We start from the raw sequence: 16,960 nt of genomic DNA, 5'->3' as shown, positions 1-16,960 counted from the left end.
TTGTTTGCGCTAACCTTTACCGCAGCGGTTGAGGTTTGCGCTAGCCTTTACCGCAATAGCGAGGCATTAAAAACCCCTGAGGATGAAAGGCAGTGGCGTGAGCGAACAGGAGTTTTTCCATGCGGGTGAACGGGTCGGGGTTCTGACCACGCAACCGCTTGACCGGGTTCTGGATTATCGCGCCCCCGAGGGCGGCTGTTTTCGTGGAGCCTATGTCGAAGTGCCACTGGGCCCGCGCCGGGTGTTGGGGGTGATTTGGGGGCCGGGGCAGGGCGATTTTGATTCGGCCAAGCTGCGCCCGGTGAACCGCGTTTTGGATGTTGCCCCGATGAGGGACGAGATGCGCCAATTCCTGTCTCGCGCCGCCGACTACACGTTGACCCCTCTGTCGGCGATGCTGCGGCTGGCCACCCGCGCGCCAGGACTGTCTGACCCGGTGTCGATGCGCAAAGTGTTGCGCCGTGGTTCAGGTGAGCCTGACCGAATGACTGATGCCCGCAGCCGAGTATTGGCCGCGATTGAGGAATACGGCGGGCTGGCCTTTACCCCTAAAGAGCTGTCGGATCTGGCTGGAGTGACCCCCTCGGTGGTCAAGGGGCTGGTGAAACAGGGCGCGCTACGCGAGGAGGAAGCCCCCCGCGATCTGCCCTATCCGCATCTGGACCCGGAATTGCCAGGCAAGACCCTGACCGAGGATCAGGCCGCTGCAGCCGATGTTTTGGCTGAGGCGGTGCAAAGTGGAACCTATGGCACAACCTTGCTCAAAGGTGTCACCGGGTCAGGCAAGACCGAGGTTTATCTAGAAGCGGTCGCCGCTTGCCTGCGCGCCGGGCGGCAGGCGCTGGTGCTACTGCCTGAAATCGCGCTGACGGCGGAGTTCCTGAAACGGGTTGAGGCACGATTTGGCGCCACCCCGGCGGAATGGCACTCGGGCGTCACCATGACCGAACGCCGCCGGGTCTGGCGGATGATTGGGCAGGGTAACGCGCAACTGGTGATCGGCGCGCGCTCGTCGCTGTTTCTGCCGTTCCGAGATCTGGGCTTGATTATCGTCGATGAGGAACACGACACCTCGTACAAACAAGAAGAGGGTGTGCTGTATAACGCCCGCGATATGACAGTGCTGCGCGCGGCGATGTGTTCGGCGCAGGTGGTGCTGGCCTCGGCCACGCCAAGTTTGGAAAGCTGGACCAATGCCGAGGCGGGCAAGTACAAACGGCTAGACCTGACCGCGCGTTTTGGCGTCGCTGTGCTGCCTGGGATGAAGGCGATTGATATGCGGGCCGAGAAGCTGCCTGCCTCGACCTGGATCTCGCCCACCCTCCGCCGCGCCATGGAAAAGCGAATCGAGAACGGTGAGCAATCGCTGTTGTTCCTGAACCGCCGTGGCTTTGCGCCGGTAACGATCTGCCGGGCTTGTGGTGAGCAAGTGGCCTGTGACCACTGCGACGCGAGGATGGTAGAACACCGCTTCCAAAACCGGTTGATGTGCCACCAATGCGGCGAAACCAAACCTCTGCCGACGGTCTGCCCGTCGTGTGAGGTCGAGGGCAAGATGGCCCCAGTTGGCCCCGGTATCGAACGTCTGGGCGAGGAGGCCGCCACCCTGTTTCCCGATGCCCGTATTGCGGTGCTTAGCTCGGATCTGTTCGGATCGGCCCGCGCGCTGAAAGAGCGGATAGAACAGATCGCGGCGGGCGAGGCGGATATTATCCTGGGCACCCAATTGGTGGCCAAAGGGCATAACTTTCCACAGCTGACACTGGTTGGTGTGATCGATGCGGATCTGGGTCTGCAAGGCTCGGACCTGCGTGCAGCCGAACGCACATTTCAGCTGATGCGGCAGGTAGCAGGCCGCGCGGGGCGGGCGGAGAAACCGGGCGAGGCGTTGCTGCAAAGCTTCCAGCCCGAACATCCCGTCATCCGCGCCATTCTGTCAGGGGACGAGGAAGGCTTTTGGAAGGCCGAAGCGGCTGAACGCCAGGCCGCCGGGGTGCCGCCCTATGGCCGCATGGCGGGGATCATCCTGTCGGGGCCGGACCTGCCTGCGGTATTTGATTTGGGCAACGCGCTGGCGCGCAACGATGGCCCCCTGCGCAACATCGGCGCGCAGGTCTTTGGGCCCGCACCAGCCCCCATTGCCCGGATCCGAGGCCGCCACCGGGTACGCCTGCTGGTCAAGGCTGCCAAAGGCGTGCCGCTGCAAGAGGCGATTGCCCGATGGATCGCGCCATGCCGACTAAAGGGAGAGTTGCGTTTGAATGTGGATATTGATCCGCAGAACTTTTTCTGAGCAGGTATGGATTGCTATCGTCAATGTGAGCCTTCCTGCATTAAGAAGAAGCAAATTTGATGCTTTGGAAGGCGAATAAATGAGTGGTTTCGTAAAGTGGGGGCTGAGAGCTATTAGGCTCTATTTCCTTGTCGTACTAGCTTATTTTGCTTTCACACTTTTGTCTTTGATAAATGATAACGTTGCAGCCCTGGAGCGAAGATTGAATCCTTTAACTTTTGCCTTTTGGCAGGGGGGGGCATTTTATCAGAATCCACCTTTCTTTGCCGATGAGTGGGAAGATACAAGACCGCAACTCTCGTACCGAGAAATCGAAACCTTGGCGGATGTAGATATCTGGGTTCTATTGCTCGACGGTTTTGGGGATATTGCTAATGTAGAAATCGCCGCTTGGCTAGGATTGGACGCGTCTCTCATCAAGGCCAAAAAACCTTCATCCCTAGTTGAAAAGACACGTGTGAATCTAAAGTTTCGTTTCCACCCTGTGCCATTTTATGTGGAGCGAAAGAGAGTTCTAATCGTGGATGCAACTTTTCTAACTGGAAACTATGAATCAAGCTGCTTGGATGAGCTATTGTATCTTCAGATGGTTGGTCAATATGATCAGGAGCAGTGGGATCGTTGTAAATTGAATTGATGGTTTATTGAGGTGTTGCACACCCAGCGTACGCCCCTGTAACGCGATTTTTCTGTTTGCATGGTAAAACACCCCTGATTGCAATCACTGCTGGGCTTGGCACCCCGGCGCTTGGAACAGGGTCCCAACAATATCGGGGCGCGCAGAGACAACGTTTAGCACGCGGGGTTTGATCCCCGTCCGCATCCGCATTGGCGGTACCGCCTCTTATTACTCATACCGGTTCTGGTAACCGTCAGACATCATCAGCGGCACCACAACACTCCAACAAGGCAACGCCTTGGAGGGCGTTTTGTCATGCGCAGCGACTCTGCATAGATGCAGGGCTGATGTGCACGCGCGTCTTTGCTCTACCCACCTGAGTGTTTCGGGCGTATGAGCGGGGCATGTTCAAACAATTCCCACTCTCCGCTTCGTCTGACTTGCCGTTCTGGCGCCGTCCGGTGACCCTGCTGTTTCTGATGTCTGCAGCCATGCCGATCGCGTTCTTTTCGTGGTACGCACTGCTGAACAACTTTGTGATTGAGGTCGCAGGGTTTGACGGATCAGACATCGGCTTGCTGCACACAGTGCGCGAGATACCTGGCTTTATGGCCATAGGCGTGATCGCCATAATCCTGTTTGTCCGTGAGCAAGTGCTGGGCATGGTGTCGCTGGTGCTGTTGGGCGTGGCAACGGCCTTTACCGCTTGGTTCCCCAGCCTGTCCGGAATTCTGATGCTGACCTTTCTCAGCTCGCTTGGGTTTCACTACTACGAGACGGTGAATCAGTCGCTGCAGCTGCAATGGTTGCCAAAAGACAAGGCTCCGCAGGTGCTGGGTTGGTTGTTGGGCATGGGATCGGCAACGACGTTGTTGGTCTTTGTCTTGATCATGTTGATGTGGGATACTTTGAACCTGAGCTACAATATTGTGTTCATGGTGGGCGGCTTTACCACTGCCGGGCTGGCGGTGTTTGCCCTACTTGCCTATCCGCAGTTTGAATCTCCACATCCACAGAACAAGACTATGGTGTTGCGCGAGCGGTATTGGCTGTACTACGCCCTGCAATTCATGGCCGGTGCGCGGCGGCAGATCTTTATGGTCTTTGCGGGCTTCATGATGGTCGAACGTTTTGGCTTTGACGTGCACGAACTGACCAGTCTGTACCTGATCAATCTGGTGGTCAAAATGCTGGTCGCGCCATTCTTGGGTAAAGCCGTGGGTTACTTTGGTGAGCGCCGCACCCTGATCTGGGAGTATGTTGGGCTGACGTTGGTGTTCATGGCCTATGGCGGCATTTACTGGTTTGGCTGGGGCGTGCTGTTTGCCTCGGTTCTATACGTAGTCGACAATATCCTGTTTGGGCTGGCGCTGGCGCTAAAGACCTATTTCCAGAAGATCGCGGACCCTGCAGATATCGCGCCAACGGCGGCTGTGGCCTTTACCATCAACCACATCGCTGCGGTGTTCCTGCCGGTGTTGCTGGGCCTGCTGTGGCTGGTGTCGCCTGCTGCGGTGTTTGGTTTGGCGTCGCTTATGGCGTTGACCTCGTTGGGCCTGTCACTATTGATCCCGCGCCATCCTGAGCCGGGTAATGAGACAATATTCAGCAAATATCGGATGCCTGCTCCGGCGGAGTAAGGAAACCAGAGAGGGCTGCGCAGGTGGCCCTTTCGCTTGACCTATCGGCCCAGCCAGCCTAGGCGCATCTGATCAGTTTCAGGAGATCGTGATGCCCACCTTTACCGCCCTTACCACCCTATCCGGAAAAGCCGCCGCCGAGGCGCTGGGCGAGGCGATGGAGAGCCTGATGCCTGAACCCACCGGTGTTGGCATTCTTGATCTCGAAGATGACTCGGGTCTGTGGGAAGTTGGTGGCTATTTCACCGAAGCACCGGACGAGGCCGGTCTGGCCTTGTTGGCAACCCTGCATGGATCCAAGCCATTTGCCGTATCCGAGCTGCCAGATACCGACTGGGTGGCGCATGTGCGGCGAGAACTGGCCCCTGTCGAGGCCGGGCGGTTCTTTGTCTACGGCAGTCACGACGCTGACAAGCTCCCTGCGGACAAGATTCCGCTTCTGATCGAGGCGGCGATGGCGTTTGGCACCGGGCATCACGGCACCACGTTGGGCTGTCTGAAAGCCGTTGATCATTTGATTGGCGAAGGGTTCAAGGCAGATAAGGTTGTCGATGTCGGCTGCGGCACCGCAGTGCTGGCGATGGCAGCCGCCCGTGTCTGGGATGGCACCATTCTGGCAAGTGACATCGATCAGGTCGCGGTGGACGTTGCCGAGGCAAATCTGGCTGCCAATGGCATGGCGGGGCGGGTTGGCTGTGTAGAAGCCGCAGGCTTTGATAATCCAGACCTGCAGGCGGCTGCGCCCTATGATCTGATCTTCGCCAATATCCTCAAAGGACCGCTGGTGGCGCTGGCCCCCGAAATGGCTGAATATCTGCGTCCTGGTGGATATGCGATTTTGTCGGGGATTCTCAACGAACAAGCCGAAAGTGTGGCAGAGGTTTATGCACGAAATGGCATCAATCAGGTGCGTCGGGACGAGATTGGTGACTGGACCACGTTGTTGCTGCAGAAATAGGGGTAAGTGAGACGGATTTATAACGTATTTTAAAGGTCCGCCATACATTTGCCACATTTCTGACGCAGGATGCCTTATCCGCTGGTGGGGGCCAGTTCGGGGTCTGCTATGAATACAGAACATCAGCAATTTATGTCGCGTGTGCGCCGTCTTGAACGCAAACACGAGGCAATGGGAAATGGCTATTCGGCCAAGATCAGATCGGATGGTCTGATCGTTGTTGCGCCCAGAAAACTTGAATCTCGCATATCACCACGGTCGGTGGTTTTGTTCCTTGCGGCCTTTTGGGCGTTCAAGGGGTTCTTGATCGCATCCATTGGGCTTGGCAGCTACCAAGAGCGGGTGGGCAAGTTGCACGCTGGGTCTATGCCAGAGCAGGCCGGGGCCTATGTGATGGTTGCTGATCCGCTGGCTCAAAAAATCGCTGAACAGATCAGACCCTATCTTCGCTAAACGCTGAGGGGCTGACGGGGACAGGAAGAAAGCCGCAGGGAGGGGGACCCTGCGGCTTTCTCTATTTTACCGAAGACAGAAACGAAAAAACGCCGCGACCAGAAGGTGCGCGGCGTTTCGAAATCTCAACTCCGAGGGAGGAGCCGAATCAGGTGCGGTTTAGTTCAGCTTGTTGCCCGTTGCAATGACTTCAATGTCACCGCGGCAAAGTCCAATATCCGCCAGCTCGCGGTCACTGAGTACCGACAGGGAATTGCGGGTGGCACGCGCGTCGTTCCACTGAGCAAAAGATGCGCCGAGCGCGGAGAACGTCGAACCGATACGGCCGATCAGGCCAGTTGCGCCATAGGTGGTGCGGGTTGTGTCAAAAGCAGCCATATCCTTGTCCTTCTTTGGAGTTGCTGTAGTCGTATTTGATGGAGCGCATGTAGGGATGCGAAATGCACCGCGCAAGGTGGGAAATTGCAAGGGTCCCATGCACAAATTGCATAGCTATTAGGTATATAAATAAGGTTTATGGGCGACCTGCGGCAGGCTGTCGCAAAATGTCGGAATTGGGATGGCAAAGGGTCGGTTTCAGGCCGAATTCCGCGCCTTTTGCTAACCGTTCGTTTACCAAAAGGGTTTGGACATGTTCGCGTTTTGTGCTAATCGGCTAAAAATAAATCTATTTCATGGGCAAGGGCCGGGCGAAACATGCGGATTTTGGGGATCGATCCGGGGTTGCGAAACCTTGGCTGGGGCGTAATCGAATCACGGGGCTCTAAACTGAGCCATGTTGCCAACGGTGTTTGTCAGTCAGATGGCGATGATCTGGGGGAGCGATTGTTGTCGCTGCACAACCAAGTCACCGAAGTGATCGAAGAGTACGCTCCAAATCAGGCCGCCATTGAACAGACCTTTGTGAACAAAGATGGTGCTGGCACCCTAAAGCTGGGACAGGCCCGTGGTGTGGCCCTGTTGACACTGGCCAAGGCCGGGTTGCCGGTGGGGGAATATGCCCCGAACCGGGTCAAGAAAACAGTTGTCGGGGTCGGGCATGCCGACAAGGGACAGATCCTGCATATGGTGAAATTGCAGTTGCCGGGCTGTAGCCCCAAGAACGAAGATGCTGCAGACGCCTTGGCGATTGCCATCTGCCATGCTTTCTATCGTGGCACCGAGGAAAAGATGCTGCGAGAGGTACGGAGATGATTGGCAAACTAACCGGGCGATTGGATTACCGCGCCGAAGATCACGTGCTGATCGACGTGCGTGGCGTGGGTTATATCGTCTATTGCTCCAGCCGCACCATGATGGCGCTGCCCGGGGTGGGCGAGGCAATATCGCTTTATACATCCATGCTGGTCCGCGAGGATCTGTTGCAGCTGTTTGGCTTCACTACCCTGATTGAAAAAGAGTGGCACCACCTGCTGACTTCGGTTCAGGGCGTGGGGGCCAAGGCGTCCTTGGCTATTCTGGGCGCCCTGGGGCCGGATGCGGTTGGCCGTGCTATTGCTTTGGGTGATTGGGCCAGCGTTAAGGTGGCCAAAGGTGTGGGTCCCAAGATAGCGCAACGCATTGTGCTGGACCTGAAAGACAAGGCGCCAAGCGTGATGGCGATGGGCGGAACGATATCCGAGGCTATGGATGGGCCAGAACTGGAAGTTTTGGAGAGCATTGAACCGGCTTCGAAACCCAAATCAAAGAAATCGAGCAAGCCGAGCACCAATGCCGCAGCCCAAGCCGGGGCTTTGTCGGCGCTGTCCAATCTGGGCTACAGCCCCAGTGATGCCGCCGCAGCCGTGGCTGAGGCTGCCGGAAACGAGTCTGGATTGGGTGAGGCCGATCTGATTAAGGCAGCACTGAAGTTGCTGGCACCAAAGGGGTAGGGGATGGATAACCGTGATTGTCTGTGTCTCGCCCGGCTGACAAGCCGGGCAGCGCCCGACCGCCCCCATGGGCGGGTGCTTCGCTTCCGCCCGCGGTCAGGCACCGCCCTAATTGAATTATCTCAAACGCGGAACCTAAAATGATTGACGCCGACCCAAAACTGCGCCCTGATCCGCTGCCCGAGGACAATGACCGCGCCCTGCGCCCACAGGGGTTGGGTGAATTCATCGGTCAGGCCGAGGCCCGCGCCAACCTGAAGGTGTTTATCCAATCCGCTCGCAAACGGGACGAAGCCATGGACCACACGTTGTTCCATGGCCCTCCAGGGCTTGGGAAAACCACCCTGGCACAGATCATCGCCCGCGAGTTGGGTGTGAACTTCCGCATGACCTCGGGCCCAGTGCTGGCCAAGGCTGGTGACCTGGCGGCGATCCTCACCAATCTTGAGGCACGCGATGTGTTGTTTATCGACGAGATCCACCGGCTGAACCCTGTCGTTGAAGAGATCCTGTATCCTGCGATGGAGGATTTTGAGCTGGATCTGGTGATCGGCGAAGGCCCTGCCGCGCGCACCGTACGGATTGAGTTGCAGCCCTTTACCCTGGTGGGGGCCACCACCCGTATGGGCCTGCTGACAACACCGCTGCGCGACCGCTTTGGCATCCCAACCCGGCTGCAGTTCTACACCGTGGATGAGTTGCACGAGATTGTGCGCCGTAATGCGCGCAAACTGGGCGCACCTGCTGATGATGACGGCGCACGCGAAATTGCCCGCCGCGCACGGGGCACCCCCCGAATTGCCGGGCGTCTGTTGCGCCGGGTGGTGGACTTTGCCGTGGTCGAAGGCGACGGGACTATCACCCGGGAACTGGCCGACAGTTCATTGACCCGGCTGGGGGTGGATCATCTTGGGCTGGACGGCGCCGACCGACGCTACTTGAAACTGATCGCTGAAAACTACGGCGGCGGCCCTGTGGGGATCGAAACCCTGTCGGCAGCGCTGTCGGAAAGTCGCGACTCGCTAGAGGATGTGATCGAGCCTTACTTGCTGCAGCAGGGATTGATCCAACGAACGCCACGCGGGCGGATGTTGGCGCAAAAGGCCTGGACCCATTTGGGCCTGGATGCGCCCAGAACATCGGACGATCTGTTCTCCTGAGATTGCAGCTGCTTTTGGCAGAGGGATTTAGGCAAGAAGAAGTCGGGGGCTTGTTTGTGTTCTATGGGCACGGCATAGAGCGCAAAGCCTGATATAAGGATGCCGAGATGACGCCGGAACAGATCGAACAGCTATTCACCCGTACCGACGGATCTTATGCCTTTGCCCGTTGGGGTAGGCCGATTGTGCCGGTTGTGTTTGGGGTCGAAGACGAGACGTTGAAGGTGGTCAAAGGCGCGGTCGAGGCGGTGGCGACACTGGCGGGCGCTCAGATGGACGAGCTTGATCCTGAGCTGGGTGCCAATCTGATGTTCTTTTTCTTCCGGGACTGGGATGAATTGCTGGATGTGCCGGATCTGGGGCGTCTGATCCCGGATCTTGAGCCACTGGTTGGTCGGCTAAGGGCGGCGGATGCCAGCCAGTACCGCGCGTTCCGTTTTGATGATCAGGGTGCCATTCAGGCGGCCTTTGTGTTTTTGCGGATGACCGGCGACATGGCGGATGTCCCGGCCGAGACACTGGCTCTGACCCAGTCGGTACAGGTGATGTTGATGTGGGGCGATCGCGCCTTTGCCGAGACCTCGCCACTGGCAGTGCTGCCGGATACCGGAGCCACCATCCTGCGGCCCGAGATTGCCGGGGTGATTGCAGCGGCCTATGACAGGATGATGCCCCCCTCGGCGGATGATACATCCCATGCCTTGCGCCTGTTTGCACGGTTGCAGGGGTAAGCGGTTTTGAACGTTCTTTTTGTCTGCAGCCGCAACCAATGGCGCAGCCCAACCGGGGAACGGATCTGGCGCAAGCATGCCGAGGTGCATACCCGCTCAGCCGGAACCAGCAGCAGCGCGCGTCGTCGTTTGTCCAGGGCCGACCTGAACTGGGCGGATCTTGTCCTGGTTATGGAAGATAAGCATTCGGAGCGTATCCGTTCAGAATTCAGGGCTGAAGCGAGGCACAAGGATATTCGGGTTCTGGATATTCCTGATGAGTATCAGTTTATGGATGGCGAGCTGGTAGAGCTTTTGCAGGCTGGTGCCGGAGCCGCAATTGCCGACAAACTTGTGACCTTTGGGGCCTAGCTGCATTTTTCGCAGCGTTCTGCTTGTCATCTGGCTATGCATGGCGTGAATAGACCTGAGAGAGGAATTTACCGATGACGCATAGATTTCCAATCCGGGTGTATTACGAAGACACCGACATGGGCGGGGTGGTGTATTACGCCAACTACTTGCGGTTCATCGAGCGGGCACGCAGCGATTGGGTGCGCAAGCTGGGCAATGACCAGAACGCCATGCGCGACGGTGGGTTGATCTGGGTGGTGCAGCGGGTTGAGGCGGATTACCGCGTTCCGGCGCGGTTTGATGATGAGCTGTTGATCGAAACCGAAGTGGTCAAAGTCAGCCCGGCGCGGCTGGTGATGGCGCAGCGGGTGATGCGCGGCGAGACAGAAATTTTCCGCGCTAAGGTCACTGTGGCCTGTGTTACGGCAGAGGGCAAACCGCAGCGACTTCCGGCAGAGATCCGCGCATTGTCGTAAGAAATTGGCGCGTAACGCCTGTTTGAATAGATTTTGTCCCTTATCTAAGATAGCTTGCGGCCAGATAAGGTCGGAAAACCGGCTATGAAATGAGCGAGCAGGCTAATGGAAGCAGAAACTCTGGCGATGGCGCAGGAGATTGATTTCTCCATGTGGGGACTCTTTGCGAGGGCCACACTTACCGTGAAATTGGTAATGGTGATGCTGATCGGGGCCTCGATCTGGTCCTGGGCGATTATCATTCAAAAGCACATTGCCTATAAACTGGCACGTGGTGGCGCGGATGAGTTTGATCAGGCGTTCTGGTCAGGTGAACCGCTGGATGGCCTGTTTGAACAAATCGGCCCGCAGCCCGAAGCCGCAGCGCAAAAGATTTTTGCCGCAGGTATGACCGAGTGGCGTCGCAGCCATCGCACTGATGGCGGGTTGATCGCAGGCGCTCAGGCGCGGATTGACCGGTCGATGGATGTGGCGATTGCCAAGGAGACCGAGAGCCTGCAAAAGGGCTTGCCGGTGCTGGCGACAGTCGGATCAACAGCGCCCTTTATTGGCCTGTTCGGGACTGTTTGGGGCATCATGACCGCCTTTATCGAAATTGCCGAACAGCAAAACAGCAACCTGGCCGTGGTTGCACCAGGCATTGCCGAGGCGCTGATGGCGACAGGATTGGGCCTGTTGGCTGCGATCCCGGCGGTGGTGTTCTATAACAAGCTGAGTGCGGACAGTGATCGCATTATCGGTGGCTACGAGGCCTTTGCCGACGAGTTTGCCACCATCCTTAGCCGCCAGTTGGATTCCTGAGCGATGGGTGCCGCGGTACAACAATCCTCGGACGGTGGACGCCGCCGGGGACGTCGTCGGGGCCGCTCGCGCCCTATGGCCGAAATCAATGTGACGCCCTTTGTCGATGTCATGCTGGTATTGTTGATCATCTTTATGGTGGCGGCACCGCTGATGACGGTTGGGGTTCCGGTGGAACTGCCCAAGACGGCCGCAGGTGCATTGCCCGGTGATCAGGAAGAGCCGCTGTCAGTGACGCTAACAATAGATGGCGACGTTCAGATTATGACCACATCGGTCAGCCGTGAAGAACTGGTGCCCAAGCTGCGGGCGATTGCAGCTGAACGAAGCTCGGACCGGGTATTCCTGCGCGCAGATGGCGGGCTGCCTTATGAGCAGGTGATGAAAGTCATGGGCGCGCTGAATGCTGGTGGGTTTTCAAACGTGGGGCTTGTCACCGATATCGGCGGTCCCGAGCTGGAAGATCCGGCCTCGGCCGGACAATAGCGGAGCGGCGTTTTGCAGGTCGGAACCAAAATATCTCTGGCGGCCCATGCCGGGCTGATGGGCTGGGTGGTGTTTGGTGCTTGGTTCCCGTCTGAACCGTTGCCGTTTCAGGTGCAGGAAGTCACCATGATCAGCCCGGCTGAGTTTGCCATGCTGAACCAGCAACATACCGCCCCCCAGATCGCGGAAGAGCCCGCTTCTTTGCCGGTTCCAGATGAGGAACCACAGGCACCCGAGGTGGAGCCGCAAGTGGATGCAGAGCCCGAAATAGTAGAGCCGGAACCGATTGAGCCACCTGCGCCCGACCCCGAGGTCGCGGAGCTGCCTGAATCAGAGCCTGCGCCGCTGCCGGTTCCCCCGGCCCCCGAAGCGCCAGTGCTTCCTGACCTTGCCCCGGAATTTCCACAGACAGTTGAGCCTCAGGTGGCCCAGCCTGCGGATCGGGTGGCGCCTGTGCCAATTGCTCCCCCTGCGCCGGATATCGCCATAGACGAGGTGGTCCAGCCAGAGATCGCTCCGGACGAGGGCGCTGAGACAGAACAAGAAGTGCAAGAGGCAACCGCGCCCGAAGCCGCCAGTGATCGTATCGTGACCGAGGCGGAAGAGCAGGACGATCCGGTGACGGCGGCGCCGACACAATCGTTGCGCCCCAAGACGCGGCCCAGACGACCGACACCAGCAGAGACCCCAGCTGAGACGGTCGAAACCGAGCAGCCTGCTGAAGATATTCCCGACGCTGTTGAAGATGCGTTGAGAACAGCTCTGGAGGGGGGCGCTGACGTGATCACCCCCGAACCTTCGGGGCCGCCGCTGACAGATGTTGAGCTGGCTGCGTTTCGTATCGCGGTGTCGAATTGCTGGAATGTTGGTTCCCTGTCGACTGAAGCACTACGTACAACCGTAGTTGTTGGTTTTTCATTGAGTGAACAAGGTATTCCTGACATTGCATCGGTTCGGATGCTCTCCAGCACGGGCGGGTCAGGAACTGCGGCTAAACAAGCTTATGAAGCGGCGCGGCGGGCAATCATCCGTTGCGGGGCAAAGGGGTTCCAACTTCCCCCTGAAAAATATGGCCAATGGCGCGATATTGAGATGACATTCAATCCAGAAAGGATGCGGATCAAATGAGGACTTTTTTGACAGGCGTTCTGTTGGCGGCAGCAGTGATGGCCCCCGTGAGTGCTGCGGTGGCGCAAAACGGTCCGCTGCGGATTGAGATTACCGATGGTGTGATCGAGCCGCTGCCCTATGCTGTGCCCAGCTTTGTGCCCGAAAACGCCGCAGCCAGCGAAATGGCATCACAGATCGCGCGGGTCATTGCGTCGGATCTGAATGGCACCGGCTTGTTCCGCGAGGTCCCGGCCTCGGCGCATATTTCACAGATCACAGATTTTGGTGCGCCGGTGCAATATGCCGACTGGAAGGCGGTCAATGCTCAAGCCTTGATCACTGGCGAAGTGGGCGTATCCGGCAATCAGCTGACAGTACGGTTTCGTGGCTATGATGTCTTTGCAGACAAAGAGCTGGATGGGGGCGGGCTGCAGTTTTCCGGCACCACCGATGGCTGGCGCCGGATGGCGCATAAGGTATCGGATGCAATTTACAGCCGGATCACCGGCGAAAGCGGTTACTTCGACAGCCGCGTTGTCTATGTCTCGGAAAACGGGCCTAAGAATGACCGGCGCAAGCGGTTGGCAATCATGGATTATGATGGCGCCAATGTGCAGTATTTGACCGATAGCGCGTCGATCGTACTGGCACCTCGGTTCTCACCCACAGGTGATCGGGTATTGTACACCAGCTACGAAAGCGGATTCCCGCAAATCCATGTGATGGACGTGGGCAGGGTGCAGAGAAAGGTTCTGTCTTCGGACGACGGGATCATGAGCTTTGCGCCAAGATTCTCACCCGATGGACGCACAGTGGTCTATTCACAGTCACAGGGCGGAAACACGGATCTGTTCATCATGGACATCGCCACTGGCACACGGACGCGCCTGACCACAGCTCCGTCGATTGAAACAGCACCGTCGTTTTCGCCGGATGGGAGCCAGATCGTTTTTGAAAGTGACCGTTCTGGCAGTCAGCAGCTGTATGTGATGCCCGCGTCAGGAGGCGAGGCCCGTAGGATCAGCCATGGCAAAGGCCGTTATGGTACGCCGGTCTGGTCTCCGCGTGGGGATCTGATGGCCTTTACCAAGCAACACAAGGGGCGGTTCCACATCGGTGTGATGCGCACCGACGGCAGCGAAGAGCGTCTGCTGACCGCCTCGTTCCTGGACGAAGGTCCAACCTGGTCGCCCAACGGCCGGGTGATCATGTTCACCCGCGAAACCCAAGGGGCCACGGGGCGTGCGTTGCTGTATTCAGTGGACATCTCGGGGCGGAACCTGAAACCAGTGAGAACCCCGGATGGCGCGTCGGATCCGGCCTGGTCGCCATTGCAAAAATAAGAAGCTAATCACGCCCGTAGCAAGGCAATTTTGCCTGTGATAGGGTTATCAGAACACAAGGTAACAGCATGAGGCTGACATCATGAGCGGTTTGACAAAAGTAATTCTAGTTGTTTCGGCACTGGGCCTTGCGGCCTGTGACAACCTCACCAGTGGCAGCGGAGGAAATTCGGTTGATCTGAACGCTGGAGGTGTTGGCAGTATCGCCGATCAAACCAGCCCGACTTATTTCCAGCAGGAAATTGGCGACCGGGTGTTGTTTGTCGTGGATCAGTCAACATTGACCACAGAAGCCCAGGGCATCTTGCTTGCGCAGGCCAACTGGCTGCTGGCCAATACGGATTACATCGTGACCATCGAAGGCCATGCGGATGAGCAGGGCACACGGGCATATAACCTTGCACTCGGCGCGCGACGGGCCAATGCCGCGCGAGAATATTTGGTGTCGCGCGGTGTAGCTGGAAACCGAATTAAGGTTGTCAGCTATGGCAAGGAGCGCCCGTTGGAAATCTGCTCAGCTGAAAGCTGCTATTCGCAAAATCGACGGGCTGTGACCGTCCTCGCTGGTGGACTGACAGGATAAATGATGCGCCTTACTGTTCTTGCCGCCATTACCGCTCTTGCCGCCGCTGTTGTTTTTGCCCCTGCAGGTCTGCGGGCGCAGGATCAGCAAACCCTGGCTGATATCCGTCAGGAACTGACTGTTCTGCACGTGGAAATCCAGCGTTTGAAGCGAGAGCTTTCGACCACTGGTGCGCCAGGGACCAATCTGGGCGGCAACACCGTACTGGACCGGGTTGGCGCCATTGAAAATGCGCTTCAGGGGCTAACGGCAAAGACCGAAGGTCTGGAGCATCGGATCAACGGGATTGTGACCGATGGCACCAACCGGATTGGTGATCTTGAGTTCCGTCTGGTTGAGCTCGAAGGTGGCGATATCAGCGTCCTTGGTGAAACTACCACTTTGGGCGGTGAAGCCGAAACAGCTGCCGTGATTGGGCCCGCTCCGGTGGACACTTCGGATGAATTGGCCGTGGGCGAGTTGGCGGACTTTGATGCCGCCAAACGGGACCTTGGCGATGGTAACTATCAGGACGCAGCCGCCAAGTTTGCCAATTTTGATGTCGCTTATCCCGGCAGCCCACTGGCGGCCGAAGCCCATTACAATCGTGGCAAAGCACTGGATGGCTTGGGCGATACCCGCGAGGCAGCACGCGCCTATTTGGCGTCGTTCACTGGAAACTCAACCGGGGTTATAGCGCCAGATGCACTGTTTGAACTGGGGGCCGCACTTGGCCGTCTGGGTCAAACAGATCAGGCTTGTGTGACCCTGTCCGAGGTGAAAGTGCGCTTCCCCGATGCCGCTGCGGTGCAGGTTGCCGAACAGGAAATGGCCACGCTGAGCTGTTCTTGATCGATAGGTCAATGGAAATACTATCAGAGGTCCGTTCGCATTTTGAGACAACGATCCCTGCACGCGTGGGGGTCGCTGTATCGGGCGGCGGTGATTCGATGGCCCTGCTTCACATCCTGACACGGTGTTTTCAGGGGCAGGACGTCGAAATTTTCGCGGCAACAGTTGATCACGGCTTGCGCATAGATTCGGCAGGTGAAGCCCGCGAGGTTGCCTGTTTGGCGGCTCAACTGGGCGTCCCTCACGAAATTTTGCAGTGGCAGGATTGGTCTGGCCAAGGCAATTTGCAGGATCAGGCGCGGCAGGCCAGATATGGGCTGCTGACCGATTGGGCCAAGTGTAATCAAATCCAAACCCTGGCCCTGGGTCACACCGCTGACGATCAGGCAGAAACCGTGTTGATGCGGCTGGTACGTGCCTCAGGTGTTGATGGTTTGGCAGGGATGTCAGTGCGGCGTGAGCGCGATGGTGTAACTCTGCTGCGCCCAATGCTGGCACTGACACGCGAACAGTTGCGGGACTATTTGACGCAGAATCAGCTGAATTGGATTGAGGATCCTTCAAACGAGGATCAGCGGTTCGAGCGGGTGCGCATGCGTCAGGCGCTAGACGTTTTGGAGCCCTTAGGGCTGACTGTGTCGGCTCTATCAGCTGTTGCTCAGAATATGGGGCGGGCCCGCGAAGCGCTTGATCAGCAAGCGTTTAAGGCAGCCAAGGATCTGGCAATTCCAATACTGGGCGCAGTAACGCTAGATCAAGTGCAACTGTTGAAACAACCTGATGAGATCATCCATCGGCTCCTGACACGTGCGCTGCAATGGGTGTCAGGGGCAGTCTATCCACTGCGTCGCCGAGTCATGGCTGAAGCGTTGGAAACCGTGCGGAACAACAGCAGTTTGACGCTTGGCGGCTGCCGTTTGTTATGCCGAAAGGGGCAGGTTTGGATCTGCCGAGAGTATAATGCAGTGCGCGACGAGGTGACAGATCCGGACGGTTTGTGGGACAATCGCTGGCGTTTGACGGGTGGTGCAACCACCGGGAAACAGGTGCGCGCGCTTGGAAAAGAAGGGCTGAAACTATGCCCCGATTGGCGAGAAACAGGGGCTCCAGCAGCTGTGCTGGAAGCCACGCCGGCGCTGTGGAACGCAGGCGAACTGGTGGCCGCACCAACAGCTGGGTTGGCCAATGGCTGGGCGGCTGATATGGCAATTTTAGGTGAAGAGTTCTTTGCAAGCATTTTATCGCATTGAACCTGACCAAATGATCCTTATT

Annotated in this window: 19 protein-coding genes; 18 read left to right on the top strand and 1 reads right to left on the bottom strand. The window is 57.7% G+C overall.

The genetic code is table 11. From position 1 onward, the window contains the following. Positions 1-97: 97 nt before the first annotated feature. The 5 genes from AC2T28_RS17325 to AC2T28_RS17305 all read left to right on the top strand — a co-directional run bounded on the left by AC2T28_RS17325 (position 98) and on the right by AC2T28_RS17305 (position 5,963). A complete protein-coding gene (locus AC2T28_RS17325) occupies positions 98-2,293 on the top strand; it encodes a primosomal protein N' (RefSeq protein ID WP_486750007.1) in 2,196 nt (731 codons plus the stop codon). A 79-nt stretch (positions 2,294-2,372) separates the two neighbouring features. Beyond that, the gene (locus AC2T28_RS17320; protein WP_486749897.1) at positions 2,373-2,930 is read left to right on the top strand and encodes a hypothetical protein; all 558 of its coding nucleotides are present in this window, start codon (positions 2,373-2,375) and stop codon (positions 2,928-2,930) included. A gap of 386 nt (positions 2,931-3,316) precedes the next feature. Next, positions 3,317-4,552, top strand: coding sequence for an MFS transporter (locus tag AC2T28_RS17315; RefSeq protein ID WP_486749896.1), 1,236 nt, complete (start codon positions 3,317-3,319; stop codon positions 4,550-4,552). Between the two features lie 91 nt (positions 4,553-4,643). Beyond that, positions 4,644-5,510: a 50S ribosomal protein L11 methyltransferase gene (locus tag AC2T28_RS17310; protein WP_486749895.1), complete on the top strand. Its 867-nt coding sequence runs from the start codon at positions 4,644-4,646 to the stop codon at positions 5,508-5,510. A 108-nt stretch (positions 5,511-5,618) separates the two neighbouring features. Further along, positions 5,619-5,963 carry a hypothetical protein gene (locus AC2T28_RS17305; RefSeq protein WP_486749894.1) on the top strand — a complete coding sequence of 115 codons (345 nt, stop codon included), beginning with the start codon at positions 5,619-5,621 and terminating at the stop codon, positions 5,961-5,963. 159 nt (positions 5,964-6,122) lie between these two features. Here AC2T28_RS17305 and AC2T28_RS17300 read toward each other — a convergent pair whose 3' ends face one another. Further along, positions 6,123-6,341 carry a DUF1127 domain-containing protein gene (locus AC2T28_RS17300; protein WP_486749893.1) on the bottom strand — a complete coding sequence of 73 codons (219 nt, stop codon included), beginning with the start codon at positions 6,339-6,341 and terminating at the stop codon, positions 6,123-6,125. Between the two features lie 318 nt (positions 6,342-6,659). On the opposite strand from AC2T28_RS17300, the gene ruvC reads away from it, so the two are divergent. The 13 genes from ruvC (at position 6,660) to tilS (ending at position 16,938) form a co-directional block, all read left to right on the top strand. Continuing rightward, a complete protein-coding gene (gene ruvC / locus AC2T28_RS17295) occupies positions 6,660-7,157 on the top strand; it encodes a crossover junction endodeoxyribonuclease RuvC (RefSeq protein ID WP_486749892.1) in 498 nt (165 codons plus the stop codon). Next, on the top strand, positions 7,154-7,834 hold the full coding sequence (gene ruvA / locus AC2T28_RS17290; protein WP_486749891.1) for a Holliday junction branch migration protein RuvA: 681 nt from the start codon (positions 7,154-7,156) through the stop codon (positions 7,832-7,834). The genes ruvC and ruvA overlap by 4 nt, the downstream gene beginning before the upstream one ends. A gap of 140 nt (positions 7,835-7,974) precedes the next feature. After that, entirely contained in the window at positions 7,975-8,994 is a 1,020-nt protein-coding gene (gene ruvB, locus AC2T28_RS17285; protein WP_486749890.1) for a Holliday junction branch migration DNA helicase RuvB, read from the top strand. A 107-nt stretch (positions 8,995-9,101) separates the two neighbouring features. Next, positions 9,102-9,725 (top strand): hypothetical protein, encoded by a 624-nt coding sequence (locus AC2T28_RS17280; RefSeq protein WP_486749889.1) that lies wholly within the window; start codon positions 9,102-9,104, stop codon positions 9,723-9,725. Positions 9,726-9,731: 6 nt separating this feature from the next. Beyond that, on the top strand, positions 9,732-10,076 hold the full coding sequence (locus tag AC2T28_RS17275) for a low molecular weight protein tyrosine phosphatase family protein (protein WP_486749888.1): 345 nt from the start codon (positions 9,732-9,734) through the stop codon (positions 10,074-10,076). 74 nt (positions 10,077-10,150) lie between these two features. Beyond that, complete coding sequence (gene ybgC / locus AC2T28_RS17270) at positions 10,151-10,534, top strand: tol-pal system-associated acyl-CoA thioesterase (RefSeq protein WP_486749887.1); 384 nt, start codon at positions 10,151-10,153, stop codon at positions 10,532-10,534. 105 nt (positions 10,535-10,639) lie between these two features. Further along, positions 10,640-11,335 carry a protein TolQ gene (tolQ, locus tag AC2T28_RS17265; protein WP_486749886.1) on the top strand — a complete coding sequence of 232 codons (696 nt, stop codon included), beginning with the start codon at positions 10,640-10,642 and terminating at the stop codon, positions 11,333-11,335. 3 nt (positions 11,336-11,338) lie between these two features. Continuing rightward, on the top strand, positions 11,339-11,821 hold the full coding sequence (gene tolR, locus AC2T28_RS17260; RefSeq protein ID WP_486749885.1) for a protein TolR: 483 nt from the start codon (positions 11,339-11,341) through the stop codon (positions 11,819-11,821). A 12-nt stretch (positions 11,822-11,833) separates the two neighbouring features. Beyond that, positions 11,834-12,949 (top strand): energy transducer TonB, encoded by a 1,116-nt coding sequence (locus tag AC2T28_RS17255; RefSeq protein ID WP_486749884.1) that lies wholly within the window; start codon positions 11,834-11,836, stop codon positions 12,947-12,949. Next, complete coding sequence (gene tolB / locus AC2T28_RS17250; RefSeq protein ID WP_486749883.1) at positions 12,946-14,274, top strand: Tol-Pal system beta propeller repeat protein TolB; 1,329 nt, start codon at positions 12,946-12,948, stop codon at positions 14,272-14,274. Before AC2T28_RS17255 ends, tolB begins: the two co-directional genes overlap by 4 nt. 82 nt (positions 14,275-14,356) lie before the next feature. Next, positions 14,357-14,857, top strand: coding sequence for a peptidoglycan-associated lipoprotein Pal (gene pal, locus AC2T28_RS17245; protein WP_486749882.1), 501 nt, complete (start codon positions 14,357-14,359; stop codon positions 14,855-14,857). 3 nt (positions 14,858-14,860) lie between these two features. After that, on the top strand, positions 14,861-15,688 hold the full coding sequence (ybgF, locus tag AC2T28_RS17240; protein WP_486749881.1) for a tol-pal system protein YbgF: 828 nt from the start codon (positions 14,861-14,863) through the stop codon (positions 15,686-15,688). 65 nt (positions 15,689-15,753) lie between these two features. Further along, positions 15,754-16,938, top strand: coding sequence for a tRNA lysidine(34) synthetase TilS (gene tilS, locus AC2T28_RS17235; protein WP_486749880.1), 1,185 nt, complete (start codon positions 15,754-15,756; stop codon positions 16,936-16,938). The last annotated feature ends 22 nt before the right edge of the window (positions 16,939-16,960 follow it).

This window comes from Parasedimentitalea nitratireducens (assembly GCF_057444295.1).
The sequence above is the reverse complement of the archived record's forward strand: the minus strand, read 5'-3'. Positions and strand labels throughout refer to the sequence as shown.